Raw genomic sequence first — 21,299 nt, 5'->3', positions numbered from 1 at the left:
GGTCATACTCTCCTTTCTAAGCGCGTCAAATTCGGCCGCAAATGCATGAGCAGCTGCAGGCGGTCGACAACAATTTGATTTTGTTCATTGATATAAGCGCATTCCATTTCGTTTCTTTCGTCCGTTTTATAATCGGGAGCCCGATTCATGACATCGCCGATGCCAAGCTGCATCGGCTTCATCACGGAAGCGGCGATGACCGCCTCCTTGTTTCCGCCATAGCCGGCGTGGGCGATGCCGCGCAAGGCGCCGAGAATGAAAATATTGCCCCCGGCGATGACCATTCCGCCAGGGTTCACGTCACCGATCAGCAGCAAATCCCCCTCAACGTGGAGAACTTGCCCGGAGCGGACGATGCGCGAAACGGTCACAATCTCCGCCTTCCGCAGCCATTCCTTCGCTTCCGCTTTTGACACGACATTGCTTTCGATCGACTCGACGACCAAATTTTTGGAACGGCGAATGAGCGCGCGCACCTCCTCCTCCTGCTCAGGCGTCAAATAGCGATTCCCCATGTTCAGATGAACGGAGACAAGCGGGCTGTTGGACGCGATCCCGCCGGCTTGGTTGACGAGCCGCTCCTCGATTTCTTTCAATAAATCCTCGTACGAGCAGCGGTCGTCCAGATGCAGCGTCAGCCCATCTTTCGTTCCTTTCATCGTCACGTACTGCTGCTTCTGTTTTGCCACAACGTTCACCCCAACGAATAATTCTACAAGCCGGACCGTTTTTCCTCTTTTTATTCCCCTTGCTCCAGCCGGCGAATTTTGGCCAGCCACCGTTCCAACACGGGTAAACCGATGAGCAGAAAGGCGGTGTTCAACAGCAGCGTCGGCCATAGACGGCGCTCCCAGAACACAGCAAACGGCCAGTCCGTCCGCCCGATCAGCAGCTGAATGCCGTACACATAGCTGTCAAGCAGCGCGATGGCGAGCAGCGACAGCAAAAACGACACGAGCCAGTTAGGTTGAAGCCATTTCGTTGCTTTGCCCGCCAAATACGCAAGGAGCGTATAGGCAAACGCGTAAACGCCGAGCAGCTCCGTATAAACGCAGTCATACAAAAACCCGAAGATGAACCCGTATCCCATCGCCCGAGTCCCGCCGAAATGCATCGCGGTAAGCACAAGGAAAATAAGAAAAAACCGAGGAACAAAAAAATAGTGGATGTACCAGTCCCCTTTCGGCCAGACATCAACGGCGATACTTTCACTGACAAAACAGAACACCGCAAGGAAAGGGAGCTGCCACTTGTTCATTTTGCTTCCTCCTCTTCTTGCAGTGCCGCATCGATCGTCCGCTTGACAATGATGACATCATCAATGTCATACAAATTGGCAAACGGTTTGACATAGACGATTTTCGTCAAGCCGTACTGGCCTGGTTTGATTTCCGTTACTTCGCCGATCGGCAGCCCTTTGGGAAACACGCCGCCGAGTCCGGACGTCAACACTTTTTGTTTTTTTTCCACTTTGGCGTCGATCGGAATTTCGCCAAGCAGCAGCTCGCGCCGTTTCTCGTCATAGCCTTCGATCAAGCCAAACACGTTTTCCTTGCCTTGGACATAGGCGGAAATGCGGTTGTTTTGGTCAAGCGCGCTTAACAGCTGCACGGTTGAGGTAAACTGCGAGGCGTGCTGCACCTTGCCGACGAGTCCGGCCGGGGTAATGACCGCCATATCTTTTTTCACCCCGTGCTGCGCTCCTTTGTTCACGATGATCGTCTCTCGCCACCGATCCGGATTGCGTCCGATCACCGTCGCCTGAATCGGAACAAAGTCGCGCAAGCTTTCTTTTTTATCAAGCAAGGCGCGCAGCCGCCCGTTTTCCTGACGCAGCTCCTCGACTTCCGTCTCCAGCGCCGCATATTCCTCCAGTCTCGCTTTCAGCAACTCGTTTTCCTCGTATGTATGGCGAAGATCGTTGACATTTTCAAGGAAGCCCGCCACAAGCTGTGCAGGCTTCCCGAACAGAAGCTGGACAAAGCCAACCGCGTCTTTGACGAATTGTTCCGGCCATGTGAGCTGCTCACGGCTGCGCAGCGAAAAGCCGATCAACATGACAAGGATGACGATGCTGACAAGCAAAAAAACGAGGCGCTTATTTCCGAAAAACTGTGGCATAGATGAGCACCTTCTTGCCGTCAGCGATGGTCTCTCGCCTTGTTTTTAAACAAGTCGATGTGGTCGAGCGCCTTGCCGGTGCCGATCGCTACGCAATCGAGCGGATTTTCGGCCACAATGACCGGCATGTCCGTTTCTTTGCTGATGACTTTGTCCAAATTGCGCAACAAAGCCCCGCCGCCCGTCAGCACGATGCCGCGATCCATAATGTCAGCGGCCAGCTCCGGCGGTGTTTTTTCGAGCGTGTTTTTCACCGAGTCAACGATCGCATACACGGTGTCGCGCAGCGCTTCGGCGACTTCTTCGGCGCTGATCTCAATCGTTTTCGGCAGCCCGGTCAATAAGTCGCGGCCGCGAATTTCCATTTTGCCAATGCCTTCCGGATTTCCAGCCGAACCGATTTCCATTTTAATCGCTTCAGCAGTCCGCTCACCGATCATCAAATTGTACGTTTTGCGAATGTACTGAATGATCGCCTCATCCATTTCATCGCCGGCGATGCGGATCGACTGGCTCGTCACGATGCCGCCGAGCGAAATGACCGCCACTTCGGTCGTGCCGCCGCCGATATCGACCACCATGCTCCCGGTTGGCTCCCACACCGGCAAGTTGGCGCCGATGGCCGCGGCGAACGGCTCTTCAATCGTATACGCATCGCGCGCTCCCGCTTGGCGGGTCGCATCGATGACCGCCCGCTCTTCCACCGCGGTGATGCCGTACGGCACACATACCATGACATAAGGCTTGCTTGCGAACAGTCCTTTCGTTTTGATCGCTTTGCGAATATAGTATTTCATCATTGTCGCCGTCGTCTCATAATCGGCGATAACGCCGTCTTTCATCGGGCGAAGGGCCACGATGTTGCCCGGCGTGCGCCCGATCATGTTTTTCGCCTCATTGCCGACGGCGACGATTTGCTTCGTGTCGCGCTGAATGGCGACAACCGACGGCTCGCGCAGAACAATGCCTTTTCCTTTAACATAAACAAGCGTGTTCGCTGTTCCTAAATCAATCCCAAGGTCTTTCGTTCCAATTCCAAACATATCATCGATCTTCCTTTCCGAAACGAAATGCATCCTTATTCATTGAAAAAATAGGTCGGATGTCAGTCATTTATAACTTGTACAACACCGCCCGAACCGATTCGGGAAAAACTCATAGTTGATATTATACCTGATTCGACAAAAAATGAGAACCGCTAGACATATCCTTTTTCTTTTAAACTGATGAATTTTTGATCGCCGATGATGAGATGATCGAGGAGCTCGATGCCGATGATGCGGCCGCACTCCGCGAGCCGTTTCGTAACATCGATGTCTTCGCGGCTTGGCGTCGGATCGCCGGAAGGGTGGTTGTGCACGCAAATGACCGAGGCGGCGGAACGCTTGATCGCCTCTTTAAACACTTCGCGCGGATGGACGATGGAGGCGTTTAAACTGCCGATGAACACCGTTTTGCGATAGATGACTTGGTTTTTCGTGTTGAGGTAAATAGCAACAAAATGTTCCTGCGATAAAAAACGCATGTCTTCCATCACATACTTCGCTCCATCTTCCGGGCAGCGGATGACATAACGTTCAGCGTATCCTGGCTGATGGATGCGGCGCCCGAGCTCCAACGCCGCCAAAATTTGCGCCGCTTTCGTCGGGCCAATCCCTTTGATGTTGGTCATTTCTTCAGCTGTCGCGTCCTTGAGCAAACGCAACCCTTCGAAATGGCGCAGGAGGCGCTGGGCGAGCTGCACGACCGATTCATCCTTCGTCCCTGTGCGCAGCAAAATCGCTAACAGTTCATGATCGGATAAGCTTTCCGGTCCGAAAGACAGCAGCCGTTCACGCGGGCGACTGGCTTTCGGCACATCGCGGATCATCCATGCCATCGTATCTCCCCTTTTTAATGATAGTCAAGCTCCCCGACGAGCGGGGAGAAGCTTTTCGTGGCGCGCGTTGTCCGCCATCGGCCCACGAAAGCGGCCTTTTCATGACGCGTTTTGTCCGCCATCGACCCACGAAGGCGCCCTTTTCGTGACGCGTTTTGTCCGTCATGCATCCACGAAGGCGGCCACTCCTTTGCTGTGACGCGCGTTGTCCACCATGGGCCGCCGGAGCAGCCGACCGCAGCGCGGCTGGCCGTTTACACCTCGGGAGGCGGCCAGCCGAGCCGGCGCAGTTCCCGGACCGTGCGCGACAACGGCAAGCCCACGACGGTCAAATAATCGCCTTCGATTCGTTTGACAAACAGGGCGGCGCGGCCTTGGATGCCATACGCCCCCGCCTTGTCCATCGGCTCTCCGGTCGCAATGTAGGCGGCGATGTCCTCGTCCTCCAGCTCCCAAAATGTCACCGCCGTTTTTTCGGCAAACGAGACCATGTCCCCGCCCGGGGTGGCGATGGCGACGCCGGTCCATACGTCATGCGTCCGCCCGGACAATTGGCGCAGCATATGAAACGCTTCTTCGGCCGTGCGCGGCTTTCCTAAAAAACGGCCGTCACACACAACGAGCGTATCAGCGCCGAGCACATACGCCCTAGGAGCAGTCTTCCGTACCGCTTCCGCTTTTCGGCGAGCAAGAAGTTGAACGGCTTCGTCAGGGGGCGTTCCGGGAGGGATCGTCTCATCGGCATGGCTTTCTTGGACGTCAAACGGCCAGCCGGCCAGCTCGAGGAGTTGCCTGCGGCGCGGGGAGCGGGAGGCAAGTACGAACCGAGGAGGCATGGGGCACTCTCCTTTCTTCGTTTCGGTTCGGAAGATTCACTTGTATCGTAGCAAATTTTGCAGGGAAAGGCAATGTTCTCTCTCGGAGGCCGGTGATTTCGTGCAAAATACTGCTGCTTCCACCTATTTCTCAACTAGAAAAACCTCTTAGAAACAGCCTTCTTTTCTGAATGAAAATGCGATGATTGGTGTGTGACAGCGTTTTTTCACCAGCCTTCGCGTTGTCAGGTGATAAAGACGGGGCATGGAGAGGAGAAATTCGATAGTTGCATCGGACGGTATTTTTTCGGTACAGCCACAGAAAAAAACGGGGCCTCTAGCTCCCTAGCGGCACCCATTCGATATAAGCGGCAAGCGCCTCGAGCAACTGTTGCTGAGCCTTGACCAACAGCGCTTCATCGCGTTGCTCTTTGTACGCGGCAAGAGCGACATACGCCTGTTTCAGCGCTTCGATATAGTCCGTGGCTGTTTTGCCGTCATCCATTTTGCTTTTTTCGAACGCATCATACGCAGTTTGCAACGCCTGCCAATCATCCTCGCTGACATTCCGGCCGCTAAGCAAAGCGGCGGAGACGGACGCCATCTGTTTGTACAGAGCCTCCCCCTTTTGGACAACCTCTAAACGGCGCGTGTTTGCATCCGCAGAAAACACCAGCTCTTTGACGTACGTGCTCGACACCGCTTCGCGATAGTTGTTGTTGATCGCCCGCAACGTTTCCTTATCGGTGCCGACGGCGATATAAATAGCGGCCGGTTTTTGCCCGACCACAACAGCCGGCGCGCCCGCCGCTCGGATCGGTTCCGCCGCCCGTTTGGCGGCCGCGACGTTTGAATAAACGCCCGCTTGCATGACCGCGATGGAAAACGGCGCACTGTCTCCTCTTGTGGCGCCTGTTGCTCGTTCGGGTGCCGTCAGCTCCACCATCGCCCTAGCGGCGGGTGACGGCTCTGGTTTGTCTTTCGGAATCATGCGCAGCACCATCATGCCGAAAGCGATCCCAACGAAAGCGGCAAGCGCCGCCGCGATGAGCAATGGCTTGAGAAATAACGGCGTCCGCCGTCTCGGACGAGTCGCCTTTTTGGATGGAAGCCGCTCAGAAACAGGGCGAACCGCTTCATCGGCTTCAAGGGCGACCGCCTCCAGCCTGTCGGCAGGGAAAGCAGAACCGATCACCGGGCCATCCCATCGATCGTTTTCTTCCTTAGCTTGTCCACCGGCAGTCGGTCCGTGAACGCGGCGTCGAGCTTCGAGCGATTCTGTCATTGGCCTCTGTTCCGACTGGCGATGCTGCGGCTGTGGGGGGGGTTCTTCGACCTGCCGTTCGACGGTAAACGGCTGCGGCTGTCCGTTAATGCTCACCGTAATACTTTGGCGCTGCTTGTCCATCATTTCACCGTCCCTCTTCGCACGTCGATTTCTTTCGCCTATCTTACCATAAGCGAAAAAAAAAAGAACAAGACATTTGTCGTCTTGTCCCCGTTTCTGCTCTTCATTTTCCGACATCATCGGCCGCGAATCGCTTCCGTTGCCAACGCTTCGACAGGAATCGGCTGCTCGCGGCCCTCATACGTACAAAGCTGCTTCGTCTCGCCTTTCAAGCAAACGGCGTAATCGATGCCGCCGTCGCCGCGCTTTATCACCAGCACGTATGACGGGTTCGCCTCCGGCGCCAGCATGCGGCCGGTGAACGGATCTTTGATCGGTTCCAGCAAATCGTGTTCCACCAGTTCCCGGTAAGACAGCACAGCAGAGGAGCGCGCCGGCAAAAACTCGACCTTTTCCGCCCCGACATACAGCCGCGCCGCCTCGTACAAACTGTATGCATCAGACACAAACGACCGTTCGCGCGCCTTTTCGATCACCGTCAGCACAGCAACGGCAACGATCGTCGCCACAATGCCGACAATGACGAGCACGGCCAACAATTCGATCAGCGTCATCCCCCGCTTCATCCGAATGAGCATCGGCATTCCCTCCATGGACGATCGGCCGAACTATGGGCGCGTCGCTGGGGCGACTTCGGCCAGCGGATTGTCCTTGCCGCTTGGCGGCGGAACATCATAAATCGGAGCGAGCTTTTTCCATTTCTCAAGCTTTGGCGCATAAAACGCACGAATCGTCACCGAATACGTCAACGGCTCGATCTGATCGCTCGTAGACGTCAGCTCCGGCGGACCGGTCAGCGTCAACCCTTCCACCGCCAAAATGCGGTCGGCATTCTCAAGCACTTCTAAAAACCGTTCGAGCTGGTAATAGGAAGGCGATTGCACCGTCAGCTGGGCGGTGATGGACTGGATGCCGCTCGGTGGGGAAACCGATTGCTTTCCTTCGTTTCCTTCGCTCGTTCCGCTACCGTTTGGCTGCGAAGCGGCTGTGTCTTCAGCCGAAAATTGCACGCTCACCAGCCGGCTGTCCGCGAGATATTCGGCTTTTTGAAACAAAAGCAGCAGCTGGTCAGTCAACGGATGGACAGGAACCTTTTTTTGCAGCGCGGCGATCCGTTCCGCCGTTTGCCCCGGCGAAGGAGCCACCGCTTTTTCGAGAGCGGCGAGCACCTGTTTTTCACTTTTCACTGTCATTTCTAATTGTTCCAGCTCGGCGTGCCGCGGCATGATGAGCCACACATACCCTGTTGCTGACAGCAGCGCCACCACCAAAACGAGTCCGGCGGCAAGAAGCGGCCATCGGTTCAAACGGCTGATCATCGTTTCCCCTCCTTGCCGGCTTGGCGAAGCTGCAGTTCATACTGGGCTATATATCTCGGGACGACTTGTTGTTCTCGCTGCTCCTCTTGTTCGCCGCTGACAGTAACGCTGGCGAGCTTGGCGCTTTGCACGAGGGGAAGCGCCTGCAGGCGGTTCAAGTAATACGCCGCCTCTTCCGGCGTGTCAAACTGCACCGTCATCGTCATGCTCGTCTGCCCCGCATACGCCACGTTCATGACAAATCCCCGCTCCGGAAGCTGCTTCGTGAGCGCCCGCAGCAGTGGCACCGATTTCAACGGATAGCGCTCCGCCCACTTCACCGCCTTCGCCAGCTCTTGACGCTCTTGCGCTTCGCTTTCCTGTTGGCGCTTCGCCTCCAGCACCGCCTGCTCCGCCTTGATCCGCTTCAGTTCCGCCTCCAGCGCCGCCTGCCGCTGATCGGCCCGCTCGATGAACCAATAGAAGAGCGCGGCGACAGCGAAAACAAGCAGCAAACCGATGAGCAAAACGAGACGAACCGGCTGTTTCGTTTCTCTTTGGGGCAATAAATTGATTTCAGCGATCATCGTGGATCCTTCCTTCTTTCAGCGCCAATCCCCAGGCAAGATGAAAACGGTCCGGCAGCGGGTCGAGCGAAGGGCGAAGCCGCTCCACCGGGACGTCGACCTGCTCCACCAACGCGGCGAACACATCGTCAAGCCGCGGATGGTCGCCGGCAAGAAACAGACGGGTGATCGACTGCTCGCCTTGCTGAATGGAAAACGAATAAAAGTTCATCATCCGTTCCATTTCCTTATACACATCAATGAACGGGTCGACAAGCCCAGGCGCTGACTCCCCCTGGGACGCTTCGAGCGGCAAGTGGCGCATAAACAGCGGCAAATGGCGATGAAAGACGCTGAAATTGACAGACGATTCATCGAACTGGACAAGCAAAATATGGTCAGAGGCGGCCGCTTGTCCAACGTGATGAAACGGGCGATAGGCGCAAAGCGGCGACACATCGGCCGCAACCGGACGCAAATCGACGTCTTCCAAGACGGCCGCGTATTCCATCACCGCTTCTTCCGGAGCGGCAAACAATAACACGTTCAGCGCTTCTTCGGTCCGATCGATGATCAAGTAATCAAACACCGGATCGGCAAACGGAAGCGGAATCGATTCCCCGAGCTCCATAAACAAATAGCTGCGGATCTCCTCTTCGGGCAATCGGGGCGGAAGCGGAAGGGTGCGAATCAAAACGAACGGATCGGGAACGACAAAGCGAATGCGCCGCCCGTCCAGTTTCCATTCCTCTACGCACTCATCCAAAATCATCGCCAACGCTTCGCCATCGACAATTTTCCCATCGCGGATGATGCCGGGAGGGAGCGCCCGCTCTCCCCATCGCTTCGCTTCAGGAGACGGAGCGGGTTTCGCTTCCACATACCGGATCACGTGATCTTTCAGCACGATGTTTGCCTGTTTCGCAGTTCTCCGCCATAACGCCATCGTTCGTCCGCTTCCTTTCTTACCGTCCTTTACATGATCAGCCTCACGTACGCGCGCACGATCGACTCGCCAAAGAAAAACGCCGTCAAGGCGCCGAGGGCGATCGCCGGCGCAAACGGCATCGGCACGCCGCGCCGCACCCGGCCGAACGCCATGCCGACAAGCCCCATCCCCGTGCCGTAGCACGTCGCCAAGAAAAAGGCAAGCACCACCATTTTCCACCCGAGCACCAACCCTAGCACCGCAAACAGTTTCACATCTCCGCCCCCCATTCCGCCGTTAGACAGCACGGCGATCAGCCACAAAAGGAAAAAGCCGACCGCCGCGCCAAGAAGCATATCAACCCACGGCAAAAACGGGATCAACAGCCGCTCCCCGGCAAACAAAGCGGCAAACACCGCCAGCACGCGGTCGGGAATGAGCATGTAGCGAAGATCCGAAACGACAATGATAGCAAGCAGGCTAATCAACGTCCACGCCACGATCAACCGCCCGCCCCAGCCGACCCACAGCGGGGCGGCCGTAAACAGCGCGGCCGTCGCTGCTTCCATCAGCGGGTAAAGCGGGGAGATGCGCCCCCCGCACCCGTTGCAGCGCCCGCGCTGCACAACGTACGACACAACCGGAATGAGCTCCCTCGCCGACAGCGTCCGCCCGCACGCCGGACAACGCGACCGCGGCCGGACGATCGACTCCCCCACCGGCACCCGCAGCCCGACGACGTTGAAGAACGAGGCGAGGAGGAGGGAGTAAAAAAAGATACCAATGAAAAGAATGATTTCCATGGCAAGCTAACTTCTTAATTACTCGAGTTTTACATCATCACGCGTCAATTCATTTACATCTTTGCTGCCGTTAATGTAAGTAAAATTTTCCTTGCCATCTACGAGTGTTACCTTATATTCAATACCTGTGACTTTGTTATTAGTATCGGTTTTCTTTACAATTTCTACTTTACTCTCACTCGGGTTATACTTTTCTGTTGATTTCTTCCCCGGCGATTTCGGAATGTTTTCTAAATACCCGCCGTCATACAACTCCTGCAATGTATATGACGTTTTTGTGTTTTTGTCGGCCGCAACGGCGAGCCGCGCCGCGCTGGCAACTTGCTTCGCATTGGCGATATGGGCGTCTTTTTTCGAGTTGTCCATAATAGCGCCAATGGCTGGGATGGCGATCGCCGCGATGATCCCTAAAATGACGATGACGGCGAGCAGTTCGATGAGCGTCAAGCCGCGCTCATTTTTGAGAAGACGTTTGAACATACCTTTCCTCTCCCTTTCTATTGAGTGATTTAGAACGATTTCCCTATTATTCTACAATATCACTGCAAAAATAGGAAGACTTTCTTAGAAGAATTATTGTTGAATGTGATTAAAGATATCGTACATTGGAACGATGATCGACGTGACGATCGTCCCAACGACGCCGGCGAGCAGGACGATCATCAGCGGTTCGATAAGCGATTTCAGGCGGTCGGTGCCGGCGTCGACTTCCGCTTCGTAAAAATCAGCGACTTTGCCAAGCATGGCATCGAGTGAACCGGTTTGTTCGCCGATGGCGATCATTTGCGCGACAAGCGGCGGAAACGCCCAATGGCGGCGGAGCGGCTCAGCGAGCGACCGGCCGCGCTCAAGGGCGGCGCGCGCCTCATCAAGCACGGCGGCGATCACTTCGTTTTCGACGACGCGTCCAGAGATGGAAAGCGCCTCTAAAATCGGCACCGAGCTGGAGACAAGCGAGCTGAGCGTGCGCGTCATGCGGGCGAGCGCCGCTTTTTGCATGAGCTTCCCAAAAATCGGAAGGCGCATGGCCACATAATCCAAGTAATATTTCGTCCGTTTTTGCCGACGCAAAGCGGCGAACGCCGCGCCAACGCCGATCCCTCCCAGCGCCACCAGCCACCAATAGCGCTGCATAAAAGCGCTCGCTTTCAGCACAAACTTCGTGATCGCCGGCAGTTCGGCATGGAAATCAGCAAACATGTCAACAAACGTCGGCACGACCGAGACGAGCAAAAAAATGACAACCGCCGTGGCGATGATGGCGACGGCCACCGGATAGGCGAGGGCGGAAACGATTTTTTGCCTCGTCCGATGCACTTTTTCAAAATGGTCGGCCAACCGGTCGAGCGTTTCGTCAAGCGTCCCGCTCGCTTCGCCGGCCCGCGCCATATTGACAAACAGCGGCGGAAAAATGCGGGGATGCTTCGCCGCCGCCGCGGACAGCGGATTTCCCTCCCGGAGATGCTGCTCCATGTCGAGCAGCGCGCGCGCCAGCGCCTTGCTTTCCGTTTGCTCCGATAAAATGCGAATCGAATCGACGATCGTCACCCCGGCGCGCACCAAGGTGGCGAATTGGCGCAAAAACACGACGAAATGCTGCAGTTTGACCGGGCGGCCGATGGAAATTTCCTTGTTCCATACCGTCGGCGGCACCTCGGCGATGACCGTCGGGCGAACCCCTTTCTCCCGCAATTTGAGCGCGGCTTCGCTCCGGGAAGCAGCCGCGATCACTCCCGACTTTTTCCTTCCTTGCTTATCCCGCCCTTCGTACTTAAATTGCGCCATCTTTCTCACGCTCCCCCGCTAAGTACACTTCAACTGCCGCCGCATCAATCCGCCCGGCCGCAACCAGTTCCTTGACGCTCATTTCCATCGTCTGCATGCCCACACTGCGGCTCGTCTGCATAATGTTGATGATTTGGTGTTCCTTCTCGTTGCGGATGAGATTGGCGACCGCGGCATTGTTCAGTAAAATTTCGAGCGCCGCCGCCCGTCCGGTTCGGCTTCGGTTCGGAAACAGGCGCTGCGCAATAATGGCGACAAGCACTGAAGCGAGCTGCAAGCGGATTTGCGCCTGCTGAGCCGAAGGAAAGACGTCAATCATCCGCTCGATCGCCGCCGGGGCGCTGGCCGTATGGAGCGTGCCCAACACCAAATGCCCCGTTTCCGCGGCCGTAATGGCAGTTTGAATCGTCTCCAAGTCGCGCATCTCCCCGACTAAAATGACGTCCGGGTCTTGGCGAAGCGCGGCGCGCAGCCCGGAAGCAAAGCTGCCGGTGTCAAATCCGACCTCGCGTTGATCAATGATCGATTTCCCGTGTTTATGTAAATATTCGATCGGATCCTCCAGCGTAATAATATGCTTCGACATCGTTTTGTTTATATAATCGATCATAGCGGTCAACGTCGTCGACTTGCCACTGCCGGTCGGCCCGGTGACGAGCACAAGCCCGTGCGGCTTTTCCGCGATGCGCTTCAGCACGCTTGGCATGCCAAGCTCCTCCAACGTCGGGATGCGCATCGGGATGAGGCGAACGGCCAAGGAAACACAGGACCGCTGTTTAAACACGTTCAAGCGGAACCGGGACACGCCGGCGATCCCATAGGAAAAATCAAGCTCCCCGGTTTGTTGGAACTGCTGCCAAAGCGCTTCAGGGATGACGGCGCGCGCCATTCCTTCCGTTTCCTCAGGGCGCAGCCGCTCTTGGCCGTAGAGCCTCAGCTCGCCGTTCAGGCGAAAAATCGGCGGCGCTCCGACGGTCAAATGCACGTCGGACGCCCGGTACTCAAACGCCGCGCGCAACAACGTATCCAATTTTTCTTTCATTGCTCTCACCCATCAATGCAAAATCGCCACTTTGAGCACTTCCTCAAGCGTCGTCAATCCTTGCTTCACTTTCAGCAGCCCGTCATCGAGCAGAAAAATCATTTTGTTTTGGATGGCGAGCTCCCGCAGTCTCGAGAACGGTTCATTGTTTAAAATGATGCGGCGCATTTCGTCAGTAATGACCAACAGCTCGTGGACAGCGAGCCGGCCGCGGTAGCCGGTCATGTTGCACGTCGGGCAGCCGCGGCCGCGGACCAGCTGCTGAACGTCGATGCCGCGGCGGGCGAAAATGTCCCGCTCTCGCTTCGTCGGCTCATACACTTCTTGGCAATCGCGGCAGACGCGGCGCACTAAGCGCTGAGCTACGACCCCGGCGAGCGAGGTCGCGACTAAAAACGGCTCAATGCCCATATCGATCAACCGGGTGATCGTGCTTAACGCATCGTTCGTATGAAGGGTGCTTAACACCAAATGACCGGTGAGCGAGGCGCGAATCGCCACTTCGGCGGTTTCGCGGTCGCGAATCTCGCCAACCATGATGATGTTCGGGTCTTGGCGCAAAATTGAACGAAGCCCTTGGGCGAACGTCAAACCGACGTTCGGATTGACTTGAATTTGATTGATGCCTTCAATTTGATACTCAACCGGATCTTCAATCGTAATAATGTTGACCTGCTCGCTGTTTAAATAATTGAGCGCCGCATACAGCGTCGACGATTTTCCCGAGCCGGTCGGGCCCGTAATCAAAATGATGCCGTTGGGCCGCTCGATGAGGCGGATGAAACGGTCCAAATTGACGGCGTTGAACCCGAGCTTATCGATATCGTTCAGCGCCGCGCCCAAGTCAAGAACGCGCATGACGATTTTTTCCCCGTACACGGTCGGCAGCGTCGATACCCGCAGATCAACAGGATGGAAATCGATGTTCATTTTGATCCGCCCGTCTTGAGGGACGCGGTGTTCGGTAATATCCATGTGGGCCAAAATTTTAATCCTCGCCGTCAGCATGCTTTGCATATGCTTCGGCAACGCCCGCTCGGTGCGGAGAAGGCCGTCGATCCGATAGCGGATGAGCACTTTTGTCTCCTGCGGGTCAATGTGAATATCGCTTGCCCGCTGCTCGACGGCAAGCTGCAAAATTTGGTTCACTAAACGAACGATCGGAGAATCGTCTTCAGCCGCCTTTCCATCATCGCGCCCCTCGGTCGGCGGAGCCGGAAGCAGGTCATCAAACGACTCGTCCATGTCATAGTATTTGTTGATCGCACGCAAAATGTCGTCCTTCGATGCGATCGCGGTTTCGATTTGAAAGCCGGTCGACAAGCGCAGATCATCTATGGCAAAAAAATCGAGCGGATCGGCCATCGCCACCAACAAGCGATCGTCTTCCACTTTGAGGGGCATGATGAGATGGCGGCGGGCCAGCTCTTTCGGCACTAGGTTGGTGGCTTTCGGATCAATCGGATAGCGGTACAAGCTGACGTGGGGAATGCCAAGCTGGAACTCGAGCGCCTCAATGAGCTGTTGTTCGGTGATATAGCCGCGCTGCAGCAGCGCATCGCCGAGCTTTTGTTTTGGCGCTTTTTCCCGCAGCGCTTCCGCCAGCTGTTCTTCCGTAATTAACCCCGCTTCCACCAACAAGTCGCCGAGACGTTTTCGCTCGCGTTTTTTGTTCATCGGCTTCCCCCGCTTTCCCCGCTTTGTTTCGTATCGGTTGAACGACCTTCATCCACTTGGTCGCCACCGTCCGTCCGTTGCCCGTTTTCTGACGGCGGCCGCTTTTGGTCGCTTTCTTCATCCTTGTTTTGATTTCTAGAACCATCTTCCGCTGGCGTCTGCTCTTCCTCTTCCGGCGCGGAGACGGATGATTCCGGAACTTTCAGCCCCCGAACTTCAATCGTGTAAGCCGGCGGATAAAAGTCTTCGCTCACCGTTTCCCGGCGGACAAGTTTGGCGCCGTCACGCACCTCGCGTTCCACTTTTACCAGCAACCCTGAGCGCCCGGTCTGTTTGACTACGGACTGCTCCGGAGCCAGCCGCGAATCATACTGGATGATTTTGCGCGGTGCGATCGCTTCCGGTTGGCTCGTGCGCACGATATATTGGTAGGCGAACGGCCAGCCATGAATGAGCGCTTTCACTTGACGGCCGTCATAGCGAAGAATGAGCGTATAATCCACCGTATTTGAATTCAACCATTGCAAATCGCGCTGGCTGTCAACCTTGGCTTCAAATCCCGGGGTGATGCCGTCCGGAAGCGTGCTCCCTGCATATCTTTCCATCAGCACAAAATTGGTGGAAAGGACGGCGCGATACACGGCCGATGCCAACGCCTCGACGGCGCGGTCGGACAATCCGCCGCCCGCTTGTTCGATCATGGCGCGCAGCGACACGAGCTGATTGGCGCGGACGGCAAGCCGGCGCTCGGACGCAAGAAAACGAGAAAGGCTTTCATCATGGATCGGAACGGCCGCTTCGCTCACCACCGTTTTCCCTTTTCCAGAAGCCGGGAGATAACGGGTCAAATCAAGCGGCTGGCTGGGCGCTGACAGCTGGGAAGCCGCCGCTTCCAAATCCTTTTCCAGCTCCTGAACATCCAAGGCGTCTCGCGCCGCCGGCGGCAGAAGGCGGCCGACGACCTCGAGGCAAGCGCTCATATCGGCCAATGCAAGCAGCGGGACAGAGCGCCCGTTGACAATGTTTTGCGTGCTTTCCGACAAGCGAAAAGTGAAGAGATCGGCCGACAGTTCCGCCTGTTTTTCCTGATAGCGGAGCGGAATCGAAGCCGTCGCCCGCCAGTCGTTCACGCGATCGGCCACCGCCCGCCGGGCTTCCGCCGGCGTCATCCCGGCGAGCGAAATCGGACCGACCGACGTCCCCGGGCGATAACGGTCTTGGCCGGGGCCGAACGATTCATAAGCCAAAACGCCTAAACGGACAAATGAAAGAAAATAGACTGTGCAGACCGCCATCACGATAAACAATTTCCCTATGGAAGCGGCTCTCACTCCGAGCTCCCCCTTTTTCATTCGGCTTCAATGTTCATCGAGACGTCGACAATGACGCTAGGGCCGGCTTCCTGCGCTTTGCGCACGTCCTCTTCGCAAAGCACGGTGCCCGCTTGGAATAAAAGTTCGCCGTTCATGTCATAAATGTCTTTGGTCAGCCGTTTTCCCGAAAGAAACGCCACTTGTTTTTCGCGAAGCGATTCCAACGCTTCCACGTTTTCGGCCGTCTCTGTCATGACCTGCATTTGTTCGGAAATGTCGCTCTCCTTCATCCCGCTTTCGCTGTCATCCAACTCGATGAGCTGCGCCGCATCAGAAAGGAGCGCTGTCTGTGCATCATCGGCAACGATCAGCATCTCTTTTCCGTACGTGAGCACTTGGGCGGACGGCAGCACCGCTTCGCCGTTTTCCAGACGAACGGACACGCCGATAATCTCTCCGGTTTCCTCGTTTAGAAAAAACTCTTGCACCTCACCAAGAAGTTGCCCCTTGCGCGTAATCGCTTTTGTCTGTTTGATGCGGATTTGTTTGTTGACCAACTGATTGGCGATCGGAATTTCCGATAAATCGATCACATCATGGCCGCTGGCCACCGTGACGGCGAACTCTCCGATCCCGACGATTTTTTTGAACGGGATCGCTTTTAAGCTCACTTGCACGTCTTCGTGCTCGACCGTCAAAAAGTCGACCGAGCCTTTATCCGGATTGATGACAAAGTTTTTCACGGCGCCGATTTGTGTCCCATCAGCGATGCTGATGATCGGCAGCCCGATGATTTGCGCACTCGCTTTCATTTTCTTCACCTCAACGATCTTCCTAATGTTGCAGCCATTTCCCGCCAGAGCCTTAGTTCTGCGGCAATGGCCGGGTAAGGCGAAAAGCGCTGCTCGAGTTGATCGAGCCAAGCAGCTAGCGGCTCAGCCCGGCGCTCGAGCACATAATGTTCCAACAGCAAGCGGGCGAATACGTAATAGTCGCGGTCAGTGAGGGGAGCCTGCAGGCATTGGTGCAGACACCGCTCATACGCCTCGCTCGTCAACTGGGAGCGGCTCAACCTCAACTCAGCCGCCGCCAGTTGCGCTTTTTCGGAAACCATTCGCGGCAGGGCCGTCAAAGCCGGTCGTTCTTCTTCAGCGGAACGATCGTCGCCGGCCATCGTCGCTGGCGGAGACGGCTCAGCGGCTGAATGCTCGCTGACAGCAGCCGCTTCAGCAGCGAGCGGCACCGCAGCGCTTCCGTCAGCGAGCGCACTCGCTCCCCCAGCGGCGCAGTCCGCGTCTTGCTCCCCGATCTCTAGAAGGTCATCCGTAGCGCCATCATCACTGCCAGCCGCTCCTGCTTTCCGATGCTCTTCGCCGTCATGGCGAACATCACCTAGCAACGCCATCGAATCGGATCGAGCTTCTTCGAAATCCGGGCCGACCTCGTCTCCCCAGCCGTCGATATCCACTTTCAAAAGAAGAGCTTCGTGAGGATCATTTTCCTGCTTCCGAAGCACCGCGGCCTCAAGCTCCGGCGTCACCGCGCCCGGCCATTCGTCAAGCCAATCGGCAACGCGACGCAGCGGTTCGACGGACTCAACGCCTGAAGCCGTGAACTCGGACAGCGGCACGGCCTCTTCAGCCGCCTCTATCCACCGATCCGCTCGCGAAGACGCCGCCGCCTCCTCGGCAGGCCGCAGCGGTTCAACGGACTCAACGCCTGAAGCCGCGAACTCGGACAGCGGCACGGCCTCTTCAGCCGCCTCTATCCACCGATCCGCTCGCGAAGACGCCGCCGTCTCCTCGGCAGGCCGCAGCGGTTCAACGGACTCAACGCCTGAAGCCGCGAACTCGGACAGCGGCACGGCCTCTTCAGCCGCCTCTATCCACCGATCCGCTCGCGAAGACGCCGCCGTCTCCTCGGCAGGCCGCAGCGGTTCGAAGGCGGCTTCGCCCTCTTCCCGGCGCAATATCATCGCTTGTTCCAACGGCTCATCAGCGGGAGAAGCCGGCGCCGCTTCCCCGCTCGATGGCTCAACGGCCTTAAGCGGCTCAAGGAACGGCTCCCCTTCCTCGGCCGCCTCCCCAAACGAATCGATGGGAGAAGAGGGGGCCCCCTCCGTTTTCCTCTCCTCTAGTTTGGGAGGCAATTCGTCCGGTTCGGCGGAAAGCCGCGGTTGGTGCAAGTGGGCCGCCGCCAGCGGAGCGGCCGAGAAAACGGAACCGTCAGGCGAACCACCGTGCCCGTTCGCCTCTTTGTCCTTTTCGCCTTGAAAGCTTGTTTCCCGAAAGTCATTGCGCCGGTAGAGAATCGCTCCCAAACGGCGGTCAAGCAAAAGCGAAGCCGCGGCCAACAGTACGAGAACCAACGCGGCCGTCTGCCAAAGCGGAATGACGGAACTCGCCATATCGGCCATAATGGCGGCGAGCAGCGCGACAGCGACCGCCATCAGTCCGCCCAAACGACTAAACCCAAGCGGAAGCAGCCAAATCAACAACAATGCTACGACAAAAGCACCAGCATACATCAGCGCCTCTTTCATCGCGCCCCCCCATTTCTATGACAAAAGGCCTTTTTTTAGGAAAAAATCTGCAACATTCGACTCTTACTTATTGTATAATAAAGTTACATATTTTGAAAGAAGGTTTTATAGAAAGAAAGGTTGCGATCATAGTGGATCAGAATCGATTCGTTTGCCGATGTTCCGCTGGATTCACCCTCGTTGAGACGTTGTTGTCGATCGCCTTGCTGTCGGTGGTGGTGATCGGTCTGTTTTCGTTTTTCACCAACGCCATGACCTATACAGCCGGCAATGAACGGCGAACGGTCGCCATCAATCTGGCGCGTGGGACGGCGAACTATTTCGAAAAAAATACGAACTTTGCTTCGCTGCAAACCTACTTGCAAACCCAACCCATTCTCAAGCTAGAAAAGACAAGCTGCAGCAACAACGCTTTGCGGTCTTTGTTTTTCGCCAACTCGCAGCAAGGAACGCTCGATCCGCAGCAAGCCTGCGCCGTGCAGCTCGCTCCGACCGTCAATGACGTCCCGTACGCCGTCACCGTATATATCGTCCGCGCCGACCGTGAAGGGTGGGACGCGTTTCTCGCCTCCCCGGAGTTTCGCTCTTTGCCGGAACAGCTTCAAGCGGACGTGAAAAGCGAACGAACCGCCGTTCTGTCTTCACAAGCCGGCCAATATATGGCTAAGTTGTACACGCTCGTTCGCTTCGGAGAACGAAACCGTGACATCACATGGGTGGAAGGAGCCATTGCCGATGAAACGATTCGCTGACGGTGAAAAGGGGATGACGCTTGTTGAAGTGCTGGCGGCAATAACGATTTCGATGCTTATCGTCGGCGCCGTGTATGCGGTCTTTCTTGGCGGCGTTCGCGCCTACCAGCATATCGGCATCGAAAACGAATTGCGCAGCGAAGCCGACTATGTGGCCGCCCGTCTCATGAATGCCCTGTACGCGTTCGCGCCCGACGGCCTTGAAGCCGAGCGAAGCCAAGAAAACCAAACGCTGCGCGAACTGCGGTTCATCAAAAACGAACAATTCCAAACAAACAACCAAGTCGGGCTCGTCTCGCGCGCAGAAACCGAACAGCCAGCCTATCAGTCGGTGGCGATCAAAGACGGCAAGCTGATGATCGATGGCGCGGCGGTCACCTCTCCCGCTTTTCGGCTGGACGATACGTCGTTTTTTTCGTTTCGCTGCGCGCGCTGGCAAAAAAACATTTGCCGAAGCGGGGTGCTGACGATGACCTTTACGGTGCGGGATGGGGAAAGCGCCGCCTTTCCGGTTCAACCGTTCACCGTCAAAACCGAATTCGGATTTTAGGAGGGCGAAGCATGCGCCGGACTGAACAAGGCTACAGTTTACTTACGACCCTTTTGGTCGTCACCGTCTTTTTTTTGCTCGGCTTGACGATCATTGCCGTCTCCCTTCAACACGCCCGATTCGCGACGGTGCGCGTTGATGATGTGCAATCGCTCCACAAGGCCAAAACGGAAGTGAACGAGGCGGTCGCCGATTTGAAAGCGGAATTGTCCGATCCGAATTTTTTTACGAGCCATCACATTTTTTCGCCAAATGAATGGGATCAATTTCTCGGCCTTGACCGCTCCAATCCCGGGAAAAACACGATGACCGGACGCTTGCTGGAACGCTACGGAGTGATGGTGAAAGATGAGAGCGACCAGTATCAAATCAACAAACAACAAGTGTTTCTGCGCGTCTTGAGATTAGAGAAATCGTTCGATGACGGACACCGAACCCGGACCGTCGTCCGGCGCGTTTTTGTCACCAACACGCCGAGCTTTTTAAAATACGCGCTCGGCTCCAACCGCGCTGTCGTATTAAACGGGGGTGTCTATATCGAAAAAGGTGATGTTTACGCCGGCGAAACCGGGTATGCCAGCAACGCCACAACGTACGTCAGCCGAACGAACGAACTGAAAATCGAAACCTATGACAGCGGAATGCCGCGGTTCTCCAACTCTTCGGTTTGGTATTTAAACGGGGCTTTCCAAGCGTGCGGGCAAACGAAGAGCTGCTGGAAAGTAGACGAAACGCAAGCCCGCTTTCAAATGACGAATCAATGGGAGTCGTCCTGGCCGGCAGGAACAACGGAACCGCCCCCGTCCTTCCAGCCAAGCAACGAAGACTTTGTGGACGTCGATTTTGAGTTGACCGTCGCCGATAAACTGTTGCAGGCAGCCGGCTTCTCACCATCATCGCCCGAATATATTGCAGAAGTGGAAGCTGTTCAAGAAGCCGCGGACAAAACCGAAGCGCTGCACCAATTAGCCAACAAACTGAAAGACAGGTTCAACGAATTGAACGGAAACGATCCGCTTGAAATCATCAAGCAAAAGAAAGACAAACCGCTTTACGTTAATGGGGGCATCAACCTGATCGGGGATGTGGACATTCAAACAGACAAAGGGGTCAACCAATGGCTAATTGTCAACGGCCCTCTGAATCTCAATGGTCCGCAAAACGATTTTATCAACATACACGGAAACTTTATCGTTTTCGGCGACTTGACGATCACTGGTAACGTTAAACTCGATGCCAGCGTTTATGTGACGGGAAAAACGAAGATTTATCAAAGCCGCATCGAGCGGGCGGACAAAGGGGTCGTGCTGTTGTCGAAAGGAAAGCTCGATTTGGCCCGCATCAATGAATTTGATAACCCGAGAGGGGAAGCAAACTTGAAAGGATATTTTTACACCGACAGCAGCGCTACCATTTACGCCGTCGGCTCGTACTTATATATCGACGGAGGGCTGTTCGCCCGTGGAAACGGCGACCCCGCCCCCGATACAGACATTTATGGATTGGTGGTCAATGCGTTCCGTGGCCGGGTCGAGGGAAGCAATGGGGAGCCTTCCGGTTTCGTTCCTAATCCCGATGTGGCATTATCGCGGCTAGTCGTCCGCTATCGCCCGGAAGTGCTCGTTGAGCAAGGGACGGGGCTCCCGTTTGTCAATCGTTTATCACTTGTCGTCGATCGCTTGGAAGTCCGGTGAACTCCCCTTCGCTTCCCATCGTTGCGGGCTGCTTGAAGTGGGGGCTTCTCACGTAATCCCATCTATGGACGGGACTTCTTTCGGAAATTATGTAACAAAAAGAGGCCGGCTCGAAAAGTCGTTCAA

At 56.0% G+C, this 21,299-nt stretch carries 22 protein-coding genes; 3 read left to right on the top strand and 19 right to left on the bottom strand.

Translation table 11 applies throughout. The features are described 5' to 3' along the window. Positions 1 to 2: 2 nt before the first annotated feature. From minC to NST29_RS05085, 19 genes are all read right to left on the bottom strand, one after another. On the bottom strand, positions 3 to 659 hold the full coding sequence (minC, locus tag NST29_RS05175; protein WP_269320056.1) for a septum site-determining protein MinC: 657 nt from the start codon (positions 657 to 659) through the stop codon (positions 3 to 5). Positions 660 to 739: 80 nt separating this feature from the next. After that, positions 740 to 1,258 carry a rod shape-determining protein MreD gene (gene mreD / locus NST29_RS05170; protein WP_033020254.1) on the bottom strand — a complete coding sequence of 173 codons (519 nt, stop codon included), beginning with the start codon at positions 1,256 to 1,258 and terminating at the stop codon, positions 740 to 742. Further along, on the bottom strand, positions 1,255 to 2,121 hold the full coding sequence (mreC, locus tag NST29_RS05165; protein ID WP_033020256.1) for a rod shape-determining protein MreC: 867 nt from the start codon (positions 2,119 to 2,121) through the stop codon (positions 1,255 to 1,257). Before mreC ends, mreD begins: the two co-directional genes overlap by 4 nt. Before the next feature lie 20 nt (positions 2,122 to 2,141). Further along, positions 2,142 to 3,164 carry a rod shape-determining protein gene (locus tag NST29_RS05160; protein WP_033020258.1) on the bottom strand — a complete coding sequence of 341 codons (1,023 nt, stop codon included), beginning with the start codon at positions 3,162 to 3,164 and terminating at the stop codon, positions 2,142 to 2,144. A gap of 155 nt (positions 3,165 to 3,319) precedes the next feature. Continuing rightward, entirely contained in the window at positions 3,320 to 4,000 is a 681-nt protein-coding gene (radC, locus tag NST29_RS05155; RefSeq protein ID WP_033020260.1) for a DNA repair protein RadC, read from the bottom strand. 254 nt (positions 4,001 to 4,254) lie between these two features. Next, positions 4,255 to 4,836 carry a Maf family protein gene (locus tag NST29_RS05150; protein WP_061912354.1) on the bottom strand — a complete coding sequence of 194 codons (582 nt, stop codon included), beginning with the start codon at positions 4,834 to 4,836 and terminating at the stop codon, positions 4,255 to 4,257. A gap of 316 nt (positions 4,837 to 5,152) precedes the next feature. Beyond that, complete coding sequence (locus tag NST29_RS05145) at positions 5,153 to 6,226, bottom strand: stage II sporulation protein D (protein ID WP_235597968.1); 1,074 nt, start codon at positions 6,224 to 6,226, stop codon at positions 5,153 to 5,155. Between the two features lie 113 nt (positions 6,227 to 6,339). Beyond that, positions 6,340 to 6,801: a type II secretion system protein gene (locus tag NST29_RS05140; protein ID WP_061912356.1), complete on the bottom strand. Its 462-nt coding sequence runs from the start codon at positions 6,799 to 6,801 to the stop codon at positions 6,340 to 6,342. A gap of 30 nt (positions 6,802 to 6,831) precedes the next feature. Continuing rightward, on the bottom strand, positions 6,832 to 7,542 hold the full coding sequence (locus NST29_RS05135; RefSeq protein ID WP_061912357.1) for a hypothetical protein: 711 nt from the start codon (positions 7,540 to 7,542) through the stop codon (positions 6,832 to 6,834). Beyond that, a complete protein-coding gene (locus NST29_RS05130) occupies positions 7,539 to 8,108 on the bottom strand; it encodes an anti sigma-E factor RseA C-terminal domain-containing protein (RefSeq protein WP_033844224.1) in 570 nt (189 codons plus the stop codon). The genes NST29_RS05135 and NST29_RS05130 overlap by 4 nt, the downstream gene beginning before the upstream one ends. Continuing rightward, the gene (gene pilM, locus NST29_RS05125; protein WP_033844225.1) at positions 8,098 to 9,033 is read right to left on the bottom strand and encodes a pilus assembly protein PilM; all 936 of its coding nucleotides are present in this window, start codon (positions 9,031 to 9,033) and stop codon (positions 8,098 to 8,100) included. Before pilM ends, NST29_RS05130 begins: the two co-directional genes overlap by 11 nt. Positions 9,034 to 9,062: 29 nt before the next feature. Then, entirely contained in the window at positions 9,063 to 9,818 is a 756-nt protein-coding gene (locus tag NST29_RS05120) for an A24 family peptidase (protein WP_033844226.1), read from the bottom strand. 18 nt (positions 9,819 to 9,836) lie between these two features. Then, positions 9,837 to 10,298, bottom strand: coding sequence for a prepilin-type N-terminal cleavage/methylation domain-containing protein (locus NST29_RS05115; protein ID WP_033844227.1), 462 nt, complete (start codon positions 10,296 to 10,298; stop codon positions 9,837 to 9,839). A 93-nt stretch (positions 10,299 to 10,391) separates the two neighbouring features. After that, entirely contained in the window at positions 10,392 to 11,603 is a 1,212-nt protein-coding gene (locus NST29_RS05110; RefSeq protein WP_033844228.1) for a type II secretion system F family protein, read from the bottom strand. Further along, complete coding sequence (locus tag NST29_RS05105) at positions 11,590 to 12,645, bottom strand: type IV pilus twitching motility protein PilT (RefSeq protein ID WP_339232795.1); 1,056 nt, start codon at positions 12,643 to 12,645, stop codon at positions 11,590 to 11,592. The genes NST29_RS05110 and NST29_RS05105 overlap by 14 nt, the downstream gene beginning before the upstream one ends. A 12-nt stretch (positions 12,646 to 12,657) precedes the next feature. Further along, positions 12,658 to 14,322: an ATPase, T2SS/T4P/T4SS family gene (locus NST29_RS05100; protein ID WP_033844230.1), complete on the bottom strand. Its 1,665-nt coding sequence runs from the start codon at positions 14,320 to 14,322 to the stop codon at positions 12,658 to 12,660. After that, complete coding sequence (locus tag NST29_RS05095; protein ID WP_033844231.1) at positions 14,319 to 15,653, bottom strand: G5 domain-containing protein; 1,335 nt, start codon at positions 15,651 to 15,653, stop codon at positions 14,319 to 14,321. Before NST29_RS05095 ends, NST29_RS05100 begins: the two co-directional genes overlap by 4 nt. 17 nt (positions 15,654 to 15,670) lie before the next feature. After that, positions 15,671 to 16,447 carry a PRC-barrel domain-containing protein gene (locus tag NST29_RS05090; protein ID WP_061912467.1) on the bottom strand — a complete coding sequence of 259 codons (777 nt, stop codon included), beginning with the start codon at positions 16,445 to 16,447 and terminating at the stop codon, positions 15,671 to 15,673. A 5-nt stretch (positions 16,448 to 16,452) separates the two neighbouring features. Beyond that, the gene (locus NST29_RS05085) at positions 16,453 to 18,177 is read right to left on the bottom strand and encodes a hypothetical protein (RefSeq protein WP_339232794.1); all 1,725 of its coding nucleotides are present in this window, start codon (positions 18,175 to 18,177) and stop codon (positions 16,453 to 16,455) included. A gap of 131 nt (positions 18,178 to 18,308) precedes the next feature. Between NST29_RS05085 and NST29_RS05080 the strand changes: the two genes are divergently transcribed. Genes NST29_RS05080 through NST29_RS05070 form a run of 3 tightly spaced genes read left to right on the top strand, consistent with a single transcriptional unit; the run spans position 18,309 to position 21,173 of the window. Continuing rightward, on the top strand, positions 18,309 to 18,929 hold the full coding sequence (locus tag NST29_RS05080) for a prepilin-type N-terminal cleavage/methylation domain-containing protein (protein WP_235597988.1): 621 nt from the start codon (positions 18,309 to 18,311) through the stop codon (positions 18,927 to 18,929). Then, positions 18,913 to 19,479 carry a prepilin-type N-terminal cleavage/methylation domain-containing protein gene (locus tag NST29_RS05075; protein ID WP_339232793.1) on the top strand — a complete coding sequence of 189 codons (567 nt, stop codon included), beginning with the start codon at positions 18,913 to 18,915 and terminating at the stop codon, positions 19,477 to 19,479. Before NST29_RS05080 ends, NST29_RS05075 begins: the two co-directional genes overlap by 17 nt. Positions 19,480 to 19,490: 11 nt before the next feature. Then, entirely contained in the window at positions 19,491 to 21,173 is a 1,683-nt protein-coding gene (locus NST29_RS05070; RefSeq protein WP_339232791.1) for a hypothetical protein, read from the top strand. Positions 21,174 to 21,299 lie beyond the last annotated feature (126 nt).

It is taken from the genome of Geobacillus sp. FSL W8-0026, assembly GCF_037966255.1.
GTDB lineage: Bacteria > Bacillota > Bacilli > Bacillales > Anoxybacillaceae > Geobacillus > Geobacillus icigianus.
The sequence above is the reverse complement of the archived record's forward strand: the minus strand, read 5'-3'. Positions and strand labels throughout refer to the sequence as shown.